This is a genomic window from Streptomyces sp. NPDC055239 (assembly GCF_053606205.1).
The window spans coordinates 23,643-42,091 of sequence record NZ_JBSGRD010000005.1 but is presented as its reverse complement, the minus strand read 5'-3'; the positions used below and the strand labels follow the sequence as shown (position 1 = coordinate 42,091).

The window sequence follows — 18,449 nt, the reverse complement described above, 5'->3', positions numbered from 1 at the left end:
GCAGCGGAGGGGCAGTAGAAGCTGCCGTTCCGGTCGTGTGGGGGTCGCCCGAAGATCGCGCAAAACGGGCCGATACGCTCGTGGGCATGAAGCGATCCGTGCTGACCCGTTACCGGGTGATGGCCTACGTCACCGCCGTCATGCTGCTCGTGCTGTGCACCTGCATGATTTTCAAGTACGGCTTCGACAAGGGTGAGGGCCTGACGCTGGTCGTCTCCCAGGTCCACGGTCTCCTCTACATCATCTACCTGATCTTCGCCTTCGACCTGGGCTCCAAGGCGAAGTGGCCCTTCGGGAAGCTGCTCTGGGTGCTCATCTCCGGCACCATCCCGACCGCCGCGTTCTTCGTCGAGCGCAAGGTCGTGCGCGAGGTCGAGCCGCTGATCGTCGACGGCTCCCCGGCCACCGCCAAGGCGTAACCGCACCGCCACGGACAGGTCCGTGGCCCCGCTGCGGAGCAGCTAATGTCGCAGCGCCTCGACATTTACTAGGACGTCCTAGTAAATTCAAAGGTATGGACGCTGACGCCATCGAGGAGGGCCGCCGTCGCTGGCAGGCCCGGTACGACACCGCGAAGAAGCGCGACGCGGATTTCACCACGCTCTCCGGCGACCCGGTCGAGCCGGTCTACGGGCCACGGCCCGGGGACGCCTATGAGGGATTCGAACGGATCGGATGGCCCGGCGAATACCCCTTCACCCGTGGCCTGCACCCCACCGGCTATCGCGGCCGGACCTGGACCATCCGCCAGTTCGCGGGCTTCGGCAACGCCGAGCAGACGAACGAGCGCTACAAGATGATCCTGGCCGCCGGCGGCGGCGGACTCTCCGTCGCCTTCGACATGCCGACCCTGATGGGCCGCGACTCCGACGAGCCGCAGTCCCTCGGCGAGGTCGGGCACTGCGGGGTCGCCATCGACTCGGCCGCCGACATGGAGGTCCTGTTCCAGGACATCCCGCTCGGTGACGTCACGACGTCGATGACGATCTCCGGACCCGCCGTCCCCGTCTTCTGCATGTATCTGGTCGCCGCCGAGCGCCAGGGCGTCGACCCGGGCGTCCTGAACGGCACGCTCCAGACGGACATCTTCAAGGAGTACATCGCGCAGAAGGAGTGGCTCTTCCAGCCCGAGCCGCATCTGCGCCTGATCGGCGACCTGATGGAGCACTGCGCGCGCGACATCCCCGCGTACAAGCCCCTTTCGGTCTCCGGCTACCACATCCGCGAGGCCGGGGCGACGGCCGCGCAGGAGCTCGCGTACACCCTCGCGGACGGCTTCGGGTACGTCGAGCTCGGGCTGAGCCGCGGCATGGACGTGGACGTCTTCGCCCCCGGTCTCAGCTTCTTCTTCGACGCGCACCTGGACTTCTTCGAGGAGATCGCCAAGTTCCGTGCCGCGCGCCGGATCTGGGCCCGCTGGATGCGGGACGTGTACGGCGCGAAGACCGACAAGGCCCAGTGGCTGCGCTTCCACACGCAGACCGCGGGGGTCTCGCTGACGGCCCAGCAGCCCTACAACAACGTCGTACGCACCGCTGTGGAGGCCCTCTCCGCGGTCCTCGGCGGTACGAACTCCCTGCACACGAACGCCCTCGACGAGACCCTCGCCCTTCCGAGCGAGCAGGCCGCCGAGATCGCGCTGCGCACGCAGCAGGTGCTCATGGAGGAGACGGGCGTCGCCAACGTGGCGGACCCGCTCGGCGGTTCCTGGTACGTCGAGCAGCTCACCGACCGCATCGAGGCCGACGCCGAGAAGATCTTCGAGCAGATCAAGGAGCGGGGGCGCAGGGCGCACCCGAACGGGGAGCACCCCATCGGGCCCATCACCTCCGGCATCCTGCGCGGCATCGAGGACGGCTGGTTCACCGGCGAGATCGCCGAGTCGGCGTTCCAGTACCAGCAGTCCCTGGAGAAGGGCGACAAGCGTGTCGTGGGCGTCAACGTCCACCACGGTTCCGTCACCGGGGACCTGGAGATCCTGCGGGTCTCTCACGAGGTGGAGCGGGAGCAGGTCAAGGTCCTTGGCTCGCGCAAGGCGGCACGGGACGACGCTCGGGTGCGGGCCTCGCTCGCAGCGATGCTTGCCGCTGCCCGCGACGGGTCGAACATGATCGCCCCCATGCTGGAGGCCGTTCGCGCGGAGGCGACGCTGGGGGAGATCTGCAACGCCCTGCGGGACGAGTGGGGGATCTACACCGAGCCGCCGGGGTTCTAGTTCGGGTTCTTTGGGTGCGTGGGATCTGCGGGGCCGTTTTGGCTGGTCGCGCAGTTCCCCGCGCCCCTTCGGGGGCTCCCCTGGGCGCCCCTTGAAGCCCGGCTGAAAATTGTGGGTGTCAGATGCACGGGGCTGGGTAGGCGCCGCCCGTCCAAGCGTCCTGCCCCCTGGAGTCACCTGTGCCGCCCGTGAGCCTGTCCGGACCCTCCCGCACCGCCGCCATCGCCATCGGGGCCGCATCGGCCACGCTTCTCGGCGCGCTGATGCTTGCAGGCTCCGGAGAGGTGAGCGCGAGCCCGCCGCCCGAGCCGAAGGTCCAGGACACCTTCGACTCGCTCGGCCCCGCCGTGCACGCGGCGAAGCTCAAGAACGGCCGGACGGCCCACTACTCCGACACGGGGAACAAGAAGGGCAAGCCCGTCCTCTACATAGGCGGCACCGGCACGAGCGCGCGTGCCGCGCACATGACGGACTTCTTCCGTACGACCCGCGAGGACCTGGGCCTGCGCCTCATCTCCGTCGAGCGCAACGGCTTCGGTGACACGGAGTACGACGAGAAGCTCGGCAAGGCGGACTTCGCCTCCGACACCCTCGAAGTGCTCGACAAGCTCGGCGTGGACGACGTGAGCGTCATCGCGATCTCGGGCGGCGGTCCCTACGCGGCGGAGCTCGCGGGGCGCGCCCCCGACCGCGTATCGGCCCTGCACCTCGCCGCCGCCCTGCCGCCCTACGGCACGAAGCCCGAGTACTGCTCGATGTCCGACGACGAGCTCGCCGACACCGTGAAGGACTCCATCAAGGACCCGCGCAAGTGGTGGGCCTTCCCGGACGACAGTCCCGTCAAGTCGATACCGGGCTTCGCCGACACGGCGTACGAGGAAGGCGCGCGCACCTACAACCAGCGCGGCCAGCAGGCCGACCCCGCGCCGCAGGTGCACGAGCAGAAGCTGTACTGCGGTCGGCCGGGCCCGGACCTGAAGAAGCTCGACGCCCCCGTGTACCTCTACGGCGGCGAGAAGGACACCACGGTGCCGCCGGCCACCCTCAAGACCTGGCAGGACGCGCTGCCGGGCAAGGCGAAGGTGCGTTCGTACGCGGACTCCGGGCACGACGTGCAGTACCGCCACTGGGACCAGATCCTGGTCGACCTGGCAGGACACGGCGACCGTACGGTCATCTGCCGCGGCAAGCACACGCGCGTCCTGCCCGCGAGGGAAGCGGACAGCCTTGTTGCGAAGGGGCGCGCTGATCTCGGCAGTTGCGCCTGGAAGAACTAGCGGTCACTGATGTCCTCAATCGCCGGACGGGCTTAATTCTCGCCGAGCGTCAGCTCGAACAGCGCGCCCCCGCCCGGCGCCCTCCGCGCCGAGAGTTCCGCCCCGTGCGCGTGGGCGATCTGGCGGGCCATCGCGAGGCCGAGGCCCGAGCCCGGCAGGGCTCGGGCCTTCTCCGCGCGGTAGAAGCGGTCGAAGACATACGGCAGGTCCTCCTCCGCGATACCGGGGCCGTGGTCGCGGACCGTCAGGGCGGTGGGCGTGAGGGAGACCTCCACGGGGGTGCCCGGCGGGCTGAACTTGGCCGCGTTGTCCAAGAGGTTGGTGACGAGGCGGGAGAGGCGCGCGGGGACGCCGGGGATGCTCGTGCCTTCGGTGTCCGGCGTCATGTAAAGCGTGAAGGGCACCTGCGGCCAGTGGCCGCGCGCCGCGTCCACGACATGGGCGACCAGGGGAGCGAGCCGCACTTCCTCCAGGAGCGGCTGCGGCTCCTCGTCGCGGGCCAGCTCGATCAAGTCGTTGACCATGCCGGTCACTTCGCGGAGCTGACGGGCGAGCGCGCCGGACGCGCGCTCGCGCTGAGCGTCCGTCAGCCGGTCCGCGCGGGCGAGGAGTTCGGCGTTCGTACGCAGTGCGGTCAGCGGCGTACGCAGTTCGTGCGAGGCGTCGGCGACCAGGCGCCGCTGTGCGGTGACCGACTTCTCCAACTCGGCCAGCATCGCGTTGAACGAGGCGGCCAGGCGCGTCACCTCGTCCTCGCGGCCCGCGGGGCCCGGCGGCAGCTCGATGCGGTGGCGGGCGTCCCGGGTCGCCGTGATGCGTTCCGCCGTGGCGGTGAGGCGGGCGACCGGGGCGAGGCCGGTGCGTGAGACCCAGTAGCCGCCGAGCCCCGACAGGAGCACTCCGGCGCCGCCCACCGCGGCGAGCAGCCCCGCGGCCTGCCGTACCCCGCGCTCCGCGATGTCGGCGCGCAGGGCGACCTGCACGGCGTCCCCCTTGCCGTAGGTGGTGGTGTACATCCGGGTCGGCTTCCCGTGCAGCGTCAGGCTCGTGTAGTACGGCGCCGTGTCGCCGCTCGCGACCTTCCGGGTGGACTCGGCGACCGGGAGCAGATACGGCTTCGACGGGTCGTTCGCGGGGTCGGCGGGGACGATCTGCGAGCAGGCGGGGGCGCCGAGGAAGCGGCACTCGCCCGTGACGACGCCCGGCTCGTTGTCGAAGTTGCGCTGCTGGGCGATGAGGCCCGCCGACTGGGCGAGGTTCTGGTCGAGCTGCTGGTAGAGCTTGTAGCGGATGACGAGGAACGCGGCCACGCACACCCCGACCGCGACGAGTGCGACGGCCGCCGCCGCGGCGAGCGCGAGCCGGGTGCGCAGCGGACGCCTGCGCCGCCACTGGGCGCCGAGCCTGCGCCGGGCGCTCACGGGCTGCCGAGCCGGTAGCCGACGCCGTGCACGGTGTGCACCAGGCGTGGTTCGCCGCCCGACTCCAGTTTGCGGCGCAGGTAACCGACGTACACGGCCAGGGAGTTGGAGTCGGGCCCGAAGTCGCGCCCCCAGACCGACTCCTGGATGAGCTCGCGCGGAAGCACCCGGCCCGCGTTGCGCAGGAGCAGTTCGAGCAGGGCGAACTCGGTGCGGCTGAACTCGACGGCGCGGTGGCCGCGGCGGCCGGTGCGGGTCGCGGGGTCGAGGACGAGATCGGCGTACGTGAGGTCGTCGCCGTCGGCGGGGGAGTGCGGCTCCGGGGCGGCGCGGCGCAGGAGGGCGCGGACGCGGGCGACGAGTTCGTCGAGGGCGAAGGGCTTCACCAGATAGTCGTCGGCGCCCGCGTCGAGGCCGTCGACGCGTTCGCTGACGGAGCCTAGGGCGGTGAGTACGAGGACCGGTGTGCGGTCGCCGAGTGCGCGCATCTGGCGGCAGACGGCGAGGCCGTCCATGACGGGCATCAGCACGTCCAGGACGAGGAGGTCGGGTTCCCAGCGAGCCACTGCCGAGAGCGCGCGCTGCCCGTCCGGGGCGCCGCGGACCACGTGTCCCTCGATCGTGAGGGCGTCCTCGACCGCCGCGCGTACCTCGGGATCGTCGTCGACGACCAGGACCTTGGCCGGCGAGGGGCCGGTGCCGGTCAGGGGTGGGCCCGGCCTGCTCGTGAAGCTCATGGGCCAAAGGTGCCAAACGCTGCTCTTAAAACCCTCTTAGACCTGCTCGTAATGCTCCATTGCCATGCGAACACCCGATATGCGATCTCCCGAGACAGGGGCCGCTGCCCCTCTCTCCGTCGTCATCGGCGCGGGCGGCACCGGTGGACACATCTATCCCGGGCTCGCCCTCGCCGACGCCCTGCGGCGTGCCGTGCCGGACGCGGTCGTCTCCTTCGTCGGTACGCGGCGGGGGCTCGAGACCCGGCTGATACCGGACGCCGGGTACCGGCTCCACACCGTCGACATGATCCCGTTCGACCCGTCGCTCGGCGCCAAGCGGTTCCTCCTGCCCGCCGCCCTGGTGAAGTCGGGTGCCCAGTGCCGGGCGATCCTGCGGGAGCAGGGCGCGCAGGTCGCCGTCGGGATGGGCGGCTACCCCAGCGCCCCCGTCATCGTCGGCGCGAGGATGGCCGGTCTTCCGAGCCTCATCCACGAGTCCAACGCCGTCCCCGGCCGGGCCAACCGTTTCGCGGCCCGCCTCACCCCGAACATCGCGGTGGCCTTCGACCGCAGCCGAGAACACCTGCCGGGCGGGGAGCGGGCTCACACCACCGGGATGCCCATCGCGGCGCCGCTCGCCGCGCTCGACCGGGGCGCGCTGCGGGCCGAGGCCCGCCGGGAGTTCGGGGTGCCTGAGGGGGCCCGGATGCTGCTCTTCAACGGCGGCAGCCTCGGCGCGGCCCGCCTTACCGAGGCGGCCGTGGGGCTCGCGGCGCGCTGGCGGCACCGCGGGGACGTACAGCTGCTCATCAAGACGGGGCCCGCGGCGCTCGACGAGACGCGGCGGCGCCTTGCGGAGGCGGGCGTGGAGGCGACCGCCCGCGCCGTCCCCTACCTGGACCGGATGGACCTCGCGTACGCCGCCGCCGACCTGGTGGTCTGCCGTGCGGGCTCGGCGACCGTGGCCGAACTCGCCGCCACCGGGGTCCCCGCCGTCCTCGTCCCCTACCCGCACGCGCCGGGCGACCACCAGACCCACAACGCGCGCGTCCTGTCCGACGCGGGCGCGGGACTGCTGCTTCCCGACGGCGAGACGACGGCTTCGCGGCTCGCGGAGCTCGTCGGGCCACTGCTCGCCGATCCGGCGCGGCTCGCCGCGATGAGCGGGGCGGCGGAGCCGGGCCCGCATGCGCGGGCGGCGGACCTGCTCGCCGAACGAGTCATCCAACTGACGGACCACACAACCCGCTTCTCGCACTTGGAGTACGCATGAGCAGCAACGGCACTTCCTTCGGCTGGGCGGGGCGCACCGTCCTCGTCACCGGGGCCGAGGGCTTCATCGGCTCGACGCTCGTCGATCTGCTCCTGGAGCAGGGGGCGAAGGTCCGCGCCTTCGCGCACTACAAGCCGTACGCGGAGAAGGGCCATCTCGCCCATCTGATGGGGGACCCGCGGGTCGAGATGCTCGCGGGCGATGTCCGGGACGCGGGGCGCGTGATGGACGCGGTGGAGGGCTGCGACACGGTCTTCCATCTGGCGGCGCTGATCGGGATCCCGTACTCGTACGACTCCCCGGGGGCGTACGTCCAGACGAATGTCGTCGGCACGGAGAACGTCGCGGAGGCGTGTCGGCGGCACTCGGTGCGGCGGCTCGTCCACACGTCCACGAGCGAGGTGTACGGGACGGCGCTGACCGCCCCGATCTCGGAGGACCACCCGCTTCAGCCGCAGTCCCCGTACTCCGCCTCGAAGATCGGCGCCGACATGATGGCGCTCTCGCACTGGCACGCGTTCGAGCTGCCGGTGACGGTCGTACGTCCCTTCAACACGTACGGGCCCCGGCAGTCGGCCCGCGCGGTGATCCCCACGATCCTGGCCCAACTGCACTCCGGCGCCCGTGAGATCAAGCTGGGCTCGCTCACCCCGACGCGGGACTTCACGTACGTGACGGACACCGCGCGGGGCTTCATGGCCCTTGCGGCGTGTGACGCGGCCGTCGGCCATGCGGTGAATCTCGGGGTGGGGGAGGAGATTTCGATCGGGGATCTTGCGGAGGCGCTGATCGCGGCGTCCGGCCGCGAGGCGAGGGTGGTCGTCGACCCGTCCCGGCTCCGCCCTTCGGGCAGCGAGGTCCAGCGGCTGCTCTCGGACAACTCCCGAGCCCGGGAGCTGTCGGGGTGGACTCCGTCGGTCTCCTTGCCGGAGGGCTTGAAGCGAACGTCGGTATGGGTCGCCGAAAACCTCCGCCTCTTCGCGGCGGACCGCTACCAGGTCTGACCTCCACCACCTGCGGTCCGGTGGAGCGGGCCCTGTCCCGCCGCTCCGCGCCGGATGTCTCCCGCCCACCCGCCCGATTGCCCCGGGTAATCGGGCGGGTGGGCGGGGAACCTCCGCCGCGGAGCGGTGGGGTAGGGGTGGTGGAAACGCAGCCGCAGGCGTGGCGTTAAGGCTGGGCCGCCGCCGCGGCCAATCCGCCCAGCAAGAGCAACGTAAAGCGGCGGGCCCAGTCCTCGTCGACCGGTTCCGCGCTGACCAGCGCACGGTGCACCACCGCGCCCGCGATCACGTCGAAGATGAGGTCGGCGGTTCGCCCGGCCGCGTCGGGGTCGGGCTCGGCGGGCAGCTCGCCCCGTTCCTGGGCCCGCTTGCGCCCCGCGAGGACAAGCCGCTTCTGGCGGTCGACGATCGACGTACGGATCCGCTCCCGCAGCGGTTCGTCCGACGTCGACTCGGCCACCACCGCCATCAGCGCGGTCTTCGTCTCGGGGCGGCCGAGCAGCGCGGCGAATTGGAGCACCACTCCCTCGATGTCCGCCGCCAGGCTGCCGCTGTCCGGCAGCTCCAGCTCGTCGAACAGCTCCGCCACCGCGTCCACGACCAGCTCGCTCTTGCCCGCCCAGCGCCGGTAGAGCGTCGTCTTGGCGACACCCGCGCGCGTGGCGACGTCGCCGAGGGTCAGCTTGGACCAGCCCAGTTCGACCAGGGCCTGGCGGGTCGACTCCAGGATCGCGGTGTCCGCCGCGGCGTTGCGGGGGCGGCCGCCGGTGCGGACGGGAGGGGGGATGCGGCTCTGCATCCCGTGACCATACCGGCCAGTACGGAACAGGCCGGAGCAGTGACGATCTGCGGCGATCGGCGGCGAGTGAGGCAGATCACCGAATCTCGCGCGGGCCCGCCGTCCACGTGACAGCCCCCGACAGTTACGCTACGACTCGTAGCGAAAGAGATGTGGGCGGGACGAACGGCAATTCCTCGCCGCCCACCCTCTTTCGCGGCGAGCGAAGAGCGAAGAGTGGCAACCACAGCGACAACCACAGCGACAAGCAGAGCGGCACAGGGTGGGGACCCCGCGCCGACAACCATCGGTCCTCCTCGGGACCTTGGCGCCACGACCGCCCGCGGCCCCGCAATCCGGCGAGGGGCTTCGGACGGGCGCGGTTCCCGTACGGCTTGGGGGAGGATGTACTCATGCAGCCACGGAACATGTCCATGAGCGGAGTCGTCGACCTCGCCGCCGTGAAGGCGGCCCAAGAGGCCAAGGCGAAGGCGGAGCAGGCGCGCGCCGAAGCGGCCAGGCAGGGCGGGGGCGCCGTGTCCGGCGTCTCCCCGTCGAGCCTCGTCATCGACGTCGACGAGGCGGGCTTCGAGCGCGACGTCCTCCAGCGTTCCAGCGAAGTGCCCGTCGTCATCGACTTCTGGGCCGAGTGGTGCGAGCCGTGCAAGCAGCTGAGCCCGCTGCTCGAAGGCCTCGCGCGGGAGTACAACGGCCGCTTCGTCCTCGCCAAGATCGACGTAGACGCCAACCAGATGCTGATGCAGCAGTTCGGGGTCCAGGGGATCCCGGCCGTCTTCGCGGTGGTGGCCGGACAGGCCCTGCCGCTCTTCCAGGGCGCGGCCCCGGTGGAGCAGATCCGCCAGACCCTTGACCAGCTGATCCAGGTCGGCGAGGAGCGCTTCGGTCTGACCGGCCTCGTCGTCGACCCCGACGCGGAGGGCGCAGAGGGCGGGGAGCAGCGGGAAGCTCCCGTCGCGGAGGTCCCGGCCGGTCCTTATGACGCCCTGCTCGAAGCCGCCGTCCAGGCGCTCGACGCGGGTGACTTGGGCGGTGCCGTACAGGCGTACCGCAATGTGCTGAACGACGACCCGGGCAACACGGAGGCCAAGCTCGGTCTCGCCCAGGCCGAACTGCTGCAGCGCGTCGAGGGTCTGGACGCCCAGCAGGTCCGCAAGGACGCCGCCGACCGTCCCGCGGACGTGGCCGCGCAGATCGCCGCCGCCGACCTGGATCTGGTGGGCGGTCATGTGGAGGACGCGTTCGGTCGGCTCATCGAGGCGGTCCGGCGTACGGCGGGCGACGACCGGGACGCGGCGCGCGTGCGACTGCTCGAACTCCTCGAAGTGGTCGGCTCGGACGACCCGCGGGTGAGCGCGGCGCGCACACAGCTCGCACGGGTGCTCTTCTGATCCGGTCCCTGTGATCCGGTCCGTCGGACCCGTTCGCTGACCAGTCCCTAAACGCTGGGGCTTGTGATGCCCGAGTGAAAATCTGCCGTCAAGGCGTCACAGTGGCCGCGCTTTACCAAAACTTGGTAAACGCGGCCACTGTTACTTGGAGTAAGACCAGGCCAGCCATCTGTCCGGTTGTGCCCTTCAACATCCCGATCTGTTCCTGCCCATGGATGCACCGTCTGTGGCCGACCGATACCGCGCGGTCGTGCTTCGGTTATCGGGCCGTTACTAGCGAGTAACGAACCCCCTTGTGCGGGGGCCGAGAATGCACCACGATCGGCGACGCTCGGTCCTTTGACCCGCAGCCCGAAAGCCAACCGGGAGCGGGGTTTCTGGGTCCCCACCGAGCAGGCCGGAGGCACCCCGTCGCCGGTCTTGGACAGGGGGGTCTCTGCCATCCGGCAGGGCCTGTCCGGCAGGTTGTGCGTGTCGCGTGCGACCAGTGGTTGTCGCTCGGGGGTGATCGCCGGTGCTGAGTGGCGCAGTTGCGCCTCCCATGCGGGCGCTCTCCTTCCCGAGGACGTAGCGCTTCTCCCATCCCTGCCCGGCTGAGCCGCCCGAACGGGATCAGTCAGGGCCGGAGATGTACGTCCGAGAAGGAGGAAAGTCATGGAGTCCGTGGCTCGTGGCGGAACCAGATGGAAGCGGTTCGCCGTAGTCATGGTGCCGAGCGTCGCGGCGACTGCCGCGATAGGCGTGGCCCTCTCGCAGGGTGCACTCGCGGCATCGTTCAGTGTGTCCGGTCAGCAGTTCAAGGTGACTGCCAAGGAGCTCAACGGTACGGGATTCGTCCAGTACGGGGCGCTTGACAGCGGTAAGTCGGGTAACCACCCGGTCGCCGTCGTCGGCCTCGAATCGGCCAAGATCACCAACCTGTGCCAGTCCGTCGTCGTTCCGGTCCCCGTCTTCGGCGATGTGTCGATGACTCTCAAGGCCGGTGGCAACGGCGGCCCGAAGGTTCTGGCGAAGAAGCTTTACATCGACGCCGATGACCTGAAGGCCGACGCGACGTTCACCAACGTGGACATCGGCGTATCGGTCGACCAGACCACCAAGGGCCCTGGCCCGTCGAAGGGCGACAAGTACGCCCCCGACTCGTTCGCGCAGCAGGCTGACAAGGTGAAGTTCACCGACGTCAAGCAGCGTGCGTGGGCGACCACCGCAGGCACCTTCAAGCTCTCTGGTCTGGCTATGTCGGTCAAGAAGGGCAAGCACGAGTGCTACTGAGGCAACTGATGCCTTAGCAGCGGTACTTGTTGCGCAGCACGGCTGGGCGCGGGGGCGCGACGAATCTTGACCTCAAACCGTCCCCGTGCCCGAATCCGCAGCACACACAGAACCAACGCCGTTCCCCGAGGAGCTGTACGACATGAGCGCCGAAGCGCAAGTGGGACTGGGCGACAAGCTCGGTCGGATGCGCCAATCGTTCCGAGGGTGGCGCGGTCAGCGCCCGTTCTGGGGTGGCCTGCTGACGTTGCTCGGCGGCATCCCGATCATGTACTTCCCGTACGCGAACCTCACGCTCGGCACGATGACGATCCGGATGGCGACGACCGCCGGTGCCGGCTCGTTGATCATCGGCGTCCTGCTTGTCGTGCTCGGCCTGACCATGTGGTTCCAGCCGCATTCCCGGATCTTCGCGGGTGTCGCGGCGATTCTGCTCGCCCTGGTCTCTCTGGTGGTCTCCAACTTCGGTGGCTTCGTCATCGGCTTCCTGCTCGCTCTGCTCGGCGGTGCCCTCGGCATCTCCTGGGCCGCGGCCAAGCCGGTGAAGGCGTCCGCGAAGGGCAGTGCCGACGGGGAAGCCGACCGCTCCGACGACGGGGCGCCGGAGCCCGCGGCCGCGGGGGCCGCGAACGGGGTGAGCGGCACTACGGACGATCTGTCAGGAACGAGCCCGGACAACGGGACGAACGGGAGGCACCGTGCCGGCTGACGAGGTGCACCATGCGGACTCCGCGGGGGAGTCCCGCGCGAGATCCGGGCCGCGCCACGCGGCACCCAGAAAGCCGCTCCTCACTCGCCTGCACGTTCCCGCGGGCAAAGCGATAGCCATCGCGGCCATGCCGACCGCCGTCCTCATGGGCATGGGTCTAACCCCCCAGCTCGCGCAGGCCAAGCCGCTGCCGAAGAACCCCTTCCAGGACGGCCCGTGTGTCACGGCGCCGGACGACGCATCCGAGGCCACCAAGGACGCAGAGAAGGAAGCCGACAAGGCTGCCGAGGAGAAGGCGAAGAAGGAGAAGGCCGAGCAGGCGGAGAAGGACGCCGCCGAGAAGGCCGACAAGAAGGGCAAGGACGACTCCGGCAAGGCCACCGCCGAGCCGACGCCCAAGCCCTCCGCCGGTGACAAGGCGGGTTCGGACGGCGACAAGGCCGAGCCGACTCCGTCGTCGTCCGCTTCGGACGACAAGGCAGGCGACAAGGCCGACGAGCCCGCACCGGAGCCCTCCGAGACCAAGAACCCGTTGGACCCGCTGGGTGTCGGTGACGCGCTCAAGGACATCTTCACGCCCGACGAGAAGAAGTCCGAGAGCCCCACGCCGACCCCCTCCGCCTCGGAGGAGAGCAAGTCTTCGGGGTCCTCCAAGTCCTCCGACGACACGGTCAAGGACACGGTCGACGACGTCACCAAGCCCGTCGACGACACCCTCGACGGGGTCAAGGACGGCGTCAAGGACGGTGCCGACAAGGCCGAGGACTCGGTCGACAAGGCCAAGGAAGAGGCCAAGGAGAAGGCTGAGAAGGCTGCTGAAGAGGCTGCCGACAAGGCCAAGGCCGAGGAGTCCGCGGATCCGATGGCACCGGACGAGAACGGCAAGAAGCCGTTCCCGTGCGTGGTCGAGAAGAAGGTCGACGGAGACTCCGAGAAGACGCCGTCGCCTATCCCGAACCAGCCGTGGAACCTGGAGGCCAGCTCCCTGACGCTCAAGGGCGCCGACTACCAGGGCGTCGTGAACCTGACGATGCCCAACGGTCAGACCAAGCAGTCCTTGAAGTACGTCATCGACAGCACGGACATCGGTGATCTGCACCAGATCGTCGACGGCCCGAGCGGCAAGAAGTACCACGTCGAGGCCGCCAAGGGTTCCACGTCCACGATCACGGGCGGGAAGACGACGATGTACACCGAGAGCATCTCGGGCAAGCTCTTCGGACTCATCCCGATCACGTTCGACCCGGAGCACCCGCCGCCTCTGAACATCCCGCTGATCTACTTCACTGACGTGAAGGTGAAGCAGGCCGGTCAGTTCGGCGGCAACCTGCACATCCCCGGTCTGCACCAGTCGATCACCGACTGATTCTCAAGGCCTCACCGGGAGCCGCAAGAAGCGCTGAGGGCGCCCCCTGAACCAGGGGGCGCCCTCAGTGTCGTATCCGGGGTGTCAGGGCGTGTCAGCCGCCCAGGTGGTGCACACGGACCATGTTGGTGGTGCCGGGGACACCGGGAGGCGAACCGGCCGTCATGACCACGGTGTCGCCGTCGTTGAAGCGGTTCAGCTTGACCAGCTCGGCGTCGACGAGCTCGACCATCGCGTCGGTGTTGTCGACGTGCGGGACGACGTACGAGTCCACGCCCCAGCTCAGGGTGAGCTGGTTGCGGGTCGCCTGGTCGGTGGTGAAGGCCAGGATCGGCTGGGCCGCGCGGTAGCGGGACAGACGGCGGGCCGTGTCACCGGACTGCGTGAAGGCGATCAGGGCCTCGGCGCCCAGGAAGTCCGCGATCTCGCACGCGGCACGGGCCACCGAACCACCCTGCGTACGCGGCTTCTTGCCGGGCACGAGCGGCTGCAGACCCTTGGCGAGCAGCTCCTCCTCGGCCGCCTTGACGATCTTCGACATCGTCTTGACGGTCTCGATCGGGTAGGCGCCCACGGAGGACTCGGCGGACAGCATGACCGCGTCCGCGCCGTCCAGGATCGCGTTGGCGACGTCGGACGCCTCGGCGCGCGTGGGGCGCGAGTTGGTGATCATCGACTCCATCATCTGGGTCGCGACGATCACCGGCTTGGCGTTGCGGCGGCACATCTCCACGAGGCGCTTCTGCACCATCGGGACCTTCTCGAGCGGGTACTCGACGGCCAGGTCGCCACGGGCGACCATGACGGCGTCGAAGGCCGCGACGACGCCCTCCATGTTGGCGACGGCCTGCGGCTTCTCCACCTTGGCGATGACGGGGACCCGGCGGCCCTCCTCGTCCATCACCTTGTGGACGTCCTTGACGTCGCCTGCGTCGCGCACGAAGGACAGGGCGACCATGTCGCAGCCCATCTTCAGGGCGAAGCGCAGGTCCTCGATGTCCTTCTCGGAGAGCGCGGGCACGTTCACGGCCGCGCCGGGCAGGTTGATGCCCTTGTGGTCGGAGATGACACCGCCCTCGACGACGATCGTCTTGACGCGCGGCCCGTCCACCTCGACGACGCGCAGCTCGACGTTGCCGTCGTTGATCAGGACCTGGTCGCCCTTGGAGACGTCACCGGGCAGACCCTTGTAGGTGGTGCCGCAGATGGACTTGTCACCGGGGACGTCCTCGGTGGTGATGGTGAACTCGTCACCGCGCACCAGCTCGACGGGTCCCTCGGCGAAGGTCTCCAGACGGATCTTCGGACCCTGCAGGTCGGCGAGGACGCCGACGGCACGGCCGGTCTTGTCGGCAGCGGCACGGACGCGGTCGTACCGCCCCTGGTGCTCGGCGTGCGTGCCGTGGCTGAAGTTGAAGCGGGCCACATTCATACCGGCTTCGATCAGCGAGACGAGCTGCTCTTCGGAGTCGACGGCGGGGCCCAGCGTGCAGACGATTTTGGAACGGCGCATGGGGGCGATCCTATCGGTTTGTTTCGCTTCGGAATATTCCGTCTGGTGGAATCTACAAATGGGCGGAAGTGCGCTCAGGCGTTGCGGTTACGGCGGGTCGCCGGGCCCGGTTATGACGGGTCGCCGAGCGTCGCCACCAGCGCGTAGGTCTGCTGCGCGATCTCCAGCTCCTCGTCGGTGGGGACGACGGCGACCGCCACCCGCGCGTACTCCGGCGAGATCAGCCGCGCCTCGTCGGAACGTACAGCGTTGAGCGCTCCGTCGACCGCGAGCCCCAGCTCCTCGAGGCCCTCGACCGCAGCCTCCCGCACCGGCGCCGCGTTCTCGCCGACCCCCGCCGTGAACGCGATGGCGTCCACCCGGCCGAGCACCGCGTAGTAGGCGCCGATGTACTTCTTCAGACGGTGGATGTAGATGTCGAAGGCGAGCGCGGCGGCCTCGTCGCCCCCGTCGACCCGGCGCCTGATCTCCCGCATGTCGTTGTCGCCGCAGAGGCCGACCAGGCCGCTCTTCTTGTTGAGCAGGGTGTCGACCTCGTCGATCGACATCCCGCCGACGCGGGCCAGGTGGAAGACGACCGCCGGATCCACGTCACCGGAACGGGTACCCATCACGAGCCCCTCAAGCGGCGTGAGCCCCATCGATGTCTCCACGCAGCGCCCGCCCCGCACGGCACTGGCGGAAGCGCCGTTGCCCAGGTGCAGCACGATGACGTTGACGTCCTCGGGAGCCTTGCCCAGGAGCCAGGCGGTCTTCCGGGAGACGTACGCGTGGGACGTCCCGTGGAAGCCGTAGCGCCGCACGCGGTGCTCGTCGGCGGTGGCCACGTCGATCGCGTAGCGGGCCGCCGACTCCGGCATCGTCGTGTGGAACGCCGTGTCGAAGACCGCGACCTGGGGGAGGTCGGGGCGCAGGGCCTGGGCGGTGCGGATGCCGGTGATGTTGGCCGGGTTGTGCAGCGGCGCCACAGGCACGAGCCGCTGGATCTCCGCGAGCACCTCGTCCGTGATGACCGTCGGCTCGGTGAACTTCAGGCCGCCGTGCACGACGCGGTGGCCGATCGCGGCGAGGTCGGGGGAGTCGAGGCCGAGCCCGTCGGCGCTCAGCTCGTCGGCGACCGCCCGCAGGGCCGCCTCGTGGTCGGCGATGGGCTCCTCGCGCTCACGCTCCTCGCCGCCGCCACCGGTCAGCGGGGTGTGCTTGAGCCGCGAGGTCGCCTCGCCGATGCGCTCGACCAGGCCGACCGCGAGACGAGTGCCGTCCCGCATGTCGAGCAGCTGGTACTTCACCGACGAGGAGCCGGAGTTGAGGACGAGGACGCGGGTGGCGCTCACGGGAGGAATGCTTTCTGTAGACGTCATACGGAGGGGGCGGCGGCGTGGCCCGGGACCTGGCCCTGCCCCTGGGCCTGGATCGCGGTGATGACGACGGTGTTGACGATGTCCTGGACTAGGGCACCGCGCGACAGGTCGTTGACCGGCTTGCGCAGGCCTTGGAGCACCGGGCCGACGGCGATCGCGCCGGCCGAGCGCTGCACGGCCTTGTACGTGTTGTTGCCGGTGTTCAGGTCCGGGAAGATCAGCACGCTGGCCTGCCCCGCGACCTCCGATTCCGGCAGCTTCGTCGCCGCGACCGAGGGCTCCACGGCGGCGTCGTACTGGATCGGCCCCTCGATCTTCAGGTCACCGCGGCTCTGCCGCACCAGCTCGGTCGCCTCGCGCACCTTGTCGACGTCGGCGCCCGACCCCGACGTGCCCGTCGAGTACGAGAGCATCGCGATCCGCGGCTCCACGCCGAACTGCTCGGCGGTGGCCGCCGCCTGCACGGCGATGTCGGCGAGCTGCTCGGCGTTCGGGTCCGGGTTCACCGCGCAGTCGCCGTAGACGAGCACCTTGTCGGCGAGGCACATGAAGAAGACGGAGCTGACGATCGACGCGTCGGGCTTCGTCTTGATGATTTCGAAGGCGGGCCGGATGGTGGCGGCCGTGGAGTGGACGGACCCCGACACCATGCCGTCGGCGAAGCCTCCCTGGACCATCAGCGTGCCGAAGTAGTTCACGTCGGCGACGACGTCGTACGCCAGCTCCACGGTGACGCCCTTGTGGGCGCGCAGCTCGGCGTACTCGGTGGCGAACGCGTCCCGCAGCTCGGAGGTCTGCGGGTCGATGAGCTGCGAGTCGGCGAGGTCGACGCCGAGGTCGGCCGCCTTCTTACGGATCTGCTCGACGGGACCGAGGAGCGTCAGATCGCAGACACCGCGGCGAAGGAGCACGTCGGCGGCGCGCAGGACGCGCTCCTCGGTGCCTTCGGGCAGGACGACGCGGCGCTTGTAGGAGCGGGCCTGCTCCAGGAGCTTGTGCTCGAACATCATCGGCGTGACGCGGTCACTGCTGGGGGCCTGTACGCGGCTGCGCAGGCCCGCGGTGTCGACGTACCGCTCGAAGAGCCCGAGGGCCGTCTCCGCCTTACGAGGCGTGGCGGCGTTCAACTTCCCCTCCAGGGCGAAGAGTTCGCCGGCGGTGGGGAAGGAGCCGCCGCTCACGGCGATGACGGGGGTGCCGGGCGCGAGCCGGTCGGCGAGCTTCAGGATCGCCTCGCCGGGCTGTTCGTTGAGGGTGAGCAGGACGCCCGCGATGGGCGGCGTACCGGCGCTGTGCGCGGCGAGCGAGCCCACGACGAGGTCGGCGCGGTCGCCGGGGGTGACCACGAGGCAGCCCGGGGTCAGGGCGTTCAGGAAGTTCGGCAGCATCGCGCCGCCGAAGACGAAGTCGAGCGCGTCACGCGCCAGGCCCGCGTCGTCGCCGAGCACGACGCGGCCGCCGAGCGCGTGGGTGATCTGGGCGACCGTGGGGGCGGCGAGGGCGGGCTCGTCCGGCAGGACGTAGCTGGGCACGGGGAGGCCGGTGAGGCTGTCGTGGATCTCGTCGCGGTCGGCGGGCGCCACCCGGTTGGTGACCATCGCCAGGACGTCGCAGCCCAGGCTCTCGTAGGCGCGGTACGCGTTGCGCGTCTCGGCGCGTACCGATTCGGCGGTCTGGTTCTTGCCGCCGACGACGGCTATCACCGAGGCGCCGAACTCGTTGGCGAGGCGGGCGTTGAGGGACAGTTCGTCGGGGAGCTGGGTGTCGGCGAAGTCGGTCCCGAGCACGAGGACGACTTCATAATCCCTGGCCACCCGGTGAAAACGGTCGACGAGCTGGGAGACGAGCTCGTCGGTGCCCTGCTCGGCCTGGATCGCGGAGGCCTCGTGATAGTCCATCCCGTACCCCGACGCGGCGTCCTGCGCGAGCCGGTAGCGGGCGCGCAGGAGGTCGAAGAGGCGGTCGGGCCCGTCGTGGACGAGCGGCCGGAACACCCCCACCCGGTCGACCTGACGCGTCAGGAGCTCCATGACTCCCAGCTCGATGACCTGGCGGCCGTCGCCCCGGTCGATCCCGGTCACGTACACGCTGCGCGTCACGCGTGCTCTCCCCTTCTTCGCTGGCCTTCATCG

General features: G+C 69.9%; 15 protein-coding genes. 9 read left to right on the top strand and 6 right to left on the bottom strand.

Annotation, left to right across the window (positions count from 1 at the left end; translation table 11 throughout):
- The first annotated feature begins 86 nt into the window (after positions 1-86).
- From ACWFRJ_RS18360 to ACWFRJ_RS18350, 3 genes are all read left to right on the top strand, one after another.
- Positions 87-419, top strand: coding sequence for a DUF3817 domain-containing protein (locus ACWFRJ_RS18360; protein WP_453531315.1), 333 nt, complete (start codon positions 87-89; stop codon positions 417-419).
- Between the two features lie 95 nt (positions 420-514).
- Positions 515-2,215, top strand: a complete 1,701-nt coding sequence (locus tag ACWFRJ_RS18355; protein WP_453531312.1) for an acyl-CoA mutase large subunit family protein — start codon at positions 515-517, stop codon at positions 2,213-2,215.
- 179 nt (positions 2,216-2,394) lie between these two features.
- A complete protein-coding gene (locus ACWFRJ_RS18350; protein ID WP_453531309.1) occupies positions 2,395-3,492 on the top strand; it encodes an alpha/beta fold hydrolase in 1,098 nt (365 codons plus the stop codon).
- Positions 3,493-3,524: 32 nt separating this feature from the next.
- Here the strand turns inward: ACWFRJ_RS18350 and ACWFRJ_RS18345 are convergent, their stop codons facing one another.
- Together ACWFRJ_RS18345 and ACWFRJ_RS18340 are read right to left on the bottom strand one after the other, a co-directional pair.
- Entirely contained in the window at positions 3,525-4,913 is a 1,389-nt protein-coding gene (locus tag ACWFRJ_RS18345; protein ID WP_453531306.1) for a sensor histidine kinase, read from the bottom strand.
- Positions 4,910-5,650 (bottom strand): response regulator transcription factor, encoded by a 741-nt coding sequence (locus tag ACWFRJ_RS18340; RefSeq protein ID WP_453531303.1) that lies wholly within the window; start codon positions 5,648-5,650, stop codon positions 4,910-4,912. Before ACWFRJ_RS18340 ends, ACWFRJ_RS18345 begins: the two co-directional genes overlap by 4 nt.
- 64 nt (positions 5,651-5,714) lie before the next feature.
- Between ACWFRJ_RS18340 and murG the strand changes: the two genes are divergently transcribed.
- The gene (gene murG, locus ACWFRJ_RS18335; protein ID WP_453531300.1) at positions 5,715-6,905 is read left to right on the top strand and encodes an undecaprenyldiphospho-muramoylpentapeptide beta-N-acetylglucosaminyltransferase; all 1,191 of its coding nucleotides are present in this window, start codon (positions 5,715-5,717) and stop codon (positions 6,903-6,905) included.
- The gene (locus tag ACWFRJ_RS18330) at positions 6,902-7,909 is read left to right on the top strand and encodes an SDR family NAD(P)-dependent oxidoreductase (RefSeq protein ID WP_453531297.1); all 1,008 of its coding nucleotides are present in this window, start codon (positions 6,902-6,904) and stop codon (positions 7,907-7,909) included. Before murG ends, ACWFRJ_RS18330 begins: the two co-directional genes overlap by 4 nt.
- A 166-nt stretch (positions 7,910-8,075) precedes the next feature.
- Here ACWFRJ_RS18330 and ACWFRJ_RS18325 read toward each other — a convergent pair whose 3' ends face one another.
- Positions 8,076-8,708, bottom strand: coding sequence for a TetR/AcrR family transcriptional regulator (locus tag ACWFRJ_RS18325; RefSeq protein WP_453531294.1), 633 nt, complete (start codon positions 8,706-8,708; stop codon positions 8,076-8,078).
- Positions 8,709-9,100: 392 nt separating this feature from the next.
- Between ACWFRJ_RS18325 and ACWFRJ_RS18320 the strand changes: the two genes are divergently transcribed.
- The 4 genes from ACWFRJ_RS18320 to ACWFRJ_RS18305 all read left to right on the top strand — a co-directional run bounded on the left by ACWFRJ_RS18320 (position 9,101) and on the right by ACWFRJ_RS18305 (position 13,443).
- The gene (locus ACWFRJ_RS18320) at positions 9,101-10,096 is read left to right on the top strand and encodes a tetratricopeptide repeat protein (RefSeq protein ID WP_453531291.1); all 996 of its coding nucleotides are present in this window, start codon (positions 9,101-9,103) and stop codon (positions 10,094-10,096) included.
- A 654-nt stretch (positions 10,097-10,750) separates the two neighbouring features.
- A complete protein-coding gene (locus ACWFRJ_RS18315) occupies positions 10,751-11,368 on the top strand; it encodes a DUF6230 family protein (protein WP_453531288.1) in 618 nt (205 codons plus the stop codon).
- A 142-nt stretch (positions 11,369-11,510) separates the two neighbouring features.
- Positions 11,511-12,077 carry a DUF6114 domain-containing protein gene (locus ACWFRJ_RS18310; protein ID WP_453531285.1) on the top strand — a complete coding sequence of 189 codons (567 nt, stop codon included), beginning with the start codon at positions 11,511-11,513 and terminating at the stop codon, positions 12,075-12,077.
- The gene (locus ACWFRJ_RS18305) at positions 12,067-13,443 is read left to right on the top strand and encodes a hypothetical protein (RefSeq protein ID WP_453531282.1); all 1,377 of its coding nucleotides are present in this window, start codon (positions 12,067-12,069) and stop codon (positions 13,441-13,443) included. Before ACWFRJ_RS18310 ends, ACWFRJ_RS18305 begins: the two co-directional genes overlap by 11 nt.
- A 94-nt stretch (positions 13,444-13,537) precedes the next feature.
- On the opposite strand, the gene pyk is transcribed toward ACWFRJ_RS18305, so the two are convergent.
- From pyk to pta, 3 genes are all read right to left on the bottom strand, one after another.
- Positions 13,538-14,956 carry a pyruvate kinase gene (gene pyk / locus ACWFRJ_RS18300; RefSeq protein ID WP_453531279.1) on the bottom strand — a complete coding sequence of 473 codons (1,419 nt, stop codon included), beginning with the start codon at positions 14,954-14,956 and terminating at the stop codon, positions 13,538-13,540.
- A 110-nt stretch (positions 14,957-15,066) separates the two neighbouring features.
- Complete coding sequence (locus ACWFRJ_RS18295) at positions 15,067-16,290, bottom strand: acetate kinase (RefSeq protein ID WP_453531276.1); 1,224 nt, start codon at positions 16,288-16,290, stop codon at positions 15,067-15,069.
- A gap of 23 nt (positions 16,291-16,313) precedes the next feature.
- Complete coding sequence (pta, locus tag ACWFRJ_RS18290; RefSeq protein ID WP_453531273.1) at positions 16,314-18,416, bottom strand: phosphate acetyltransferase; 2,103 nt, start codon at positions 18,414-18,416, stop codon at positions 16,314-16,316.
- Between the last annotated feature and the right edge of the window lie 33 nt (positions 18,417-18,449).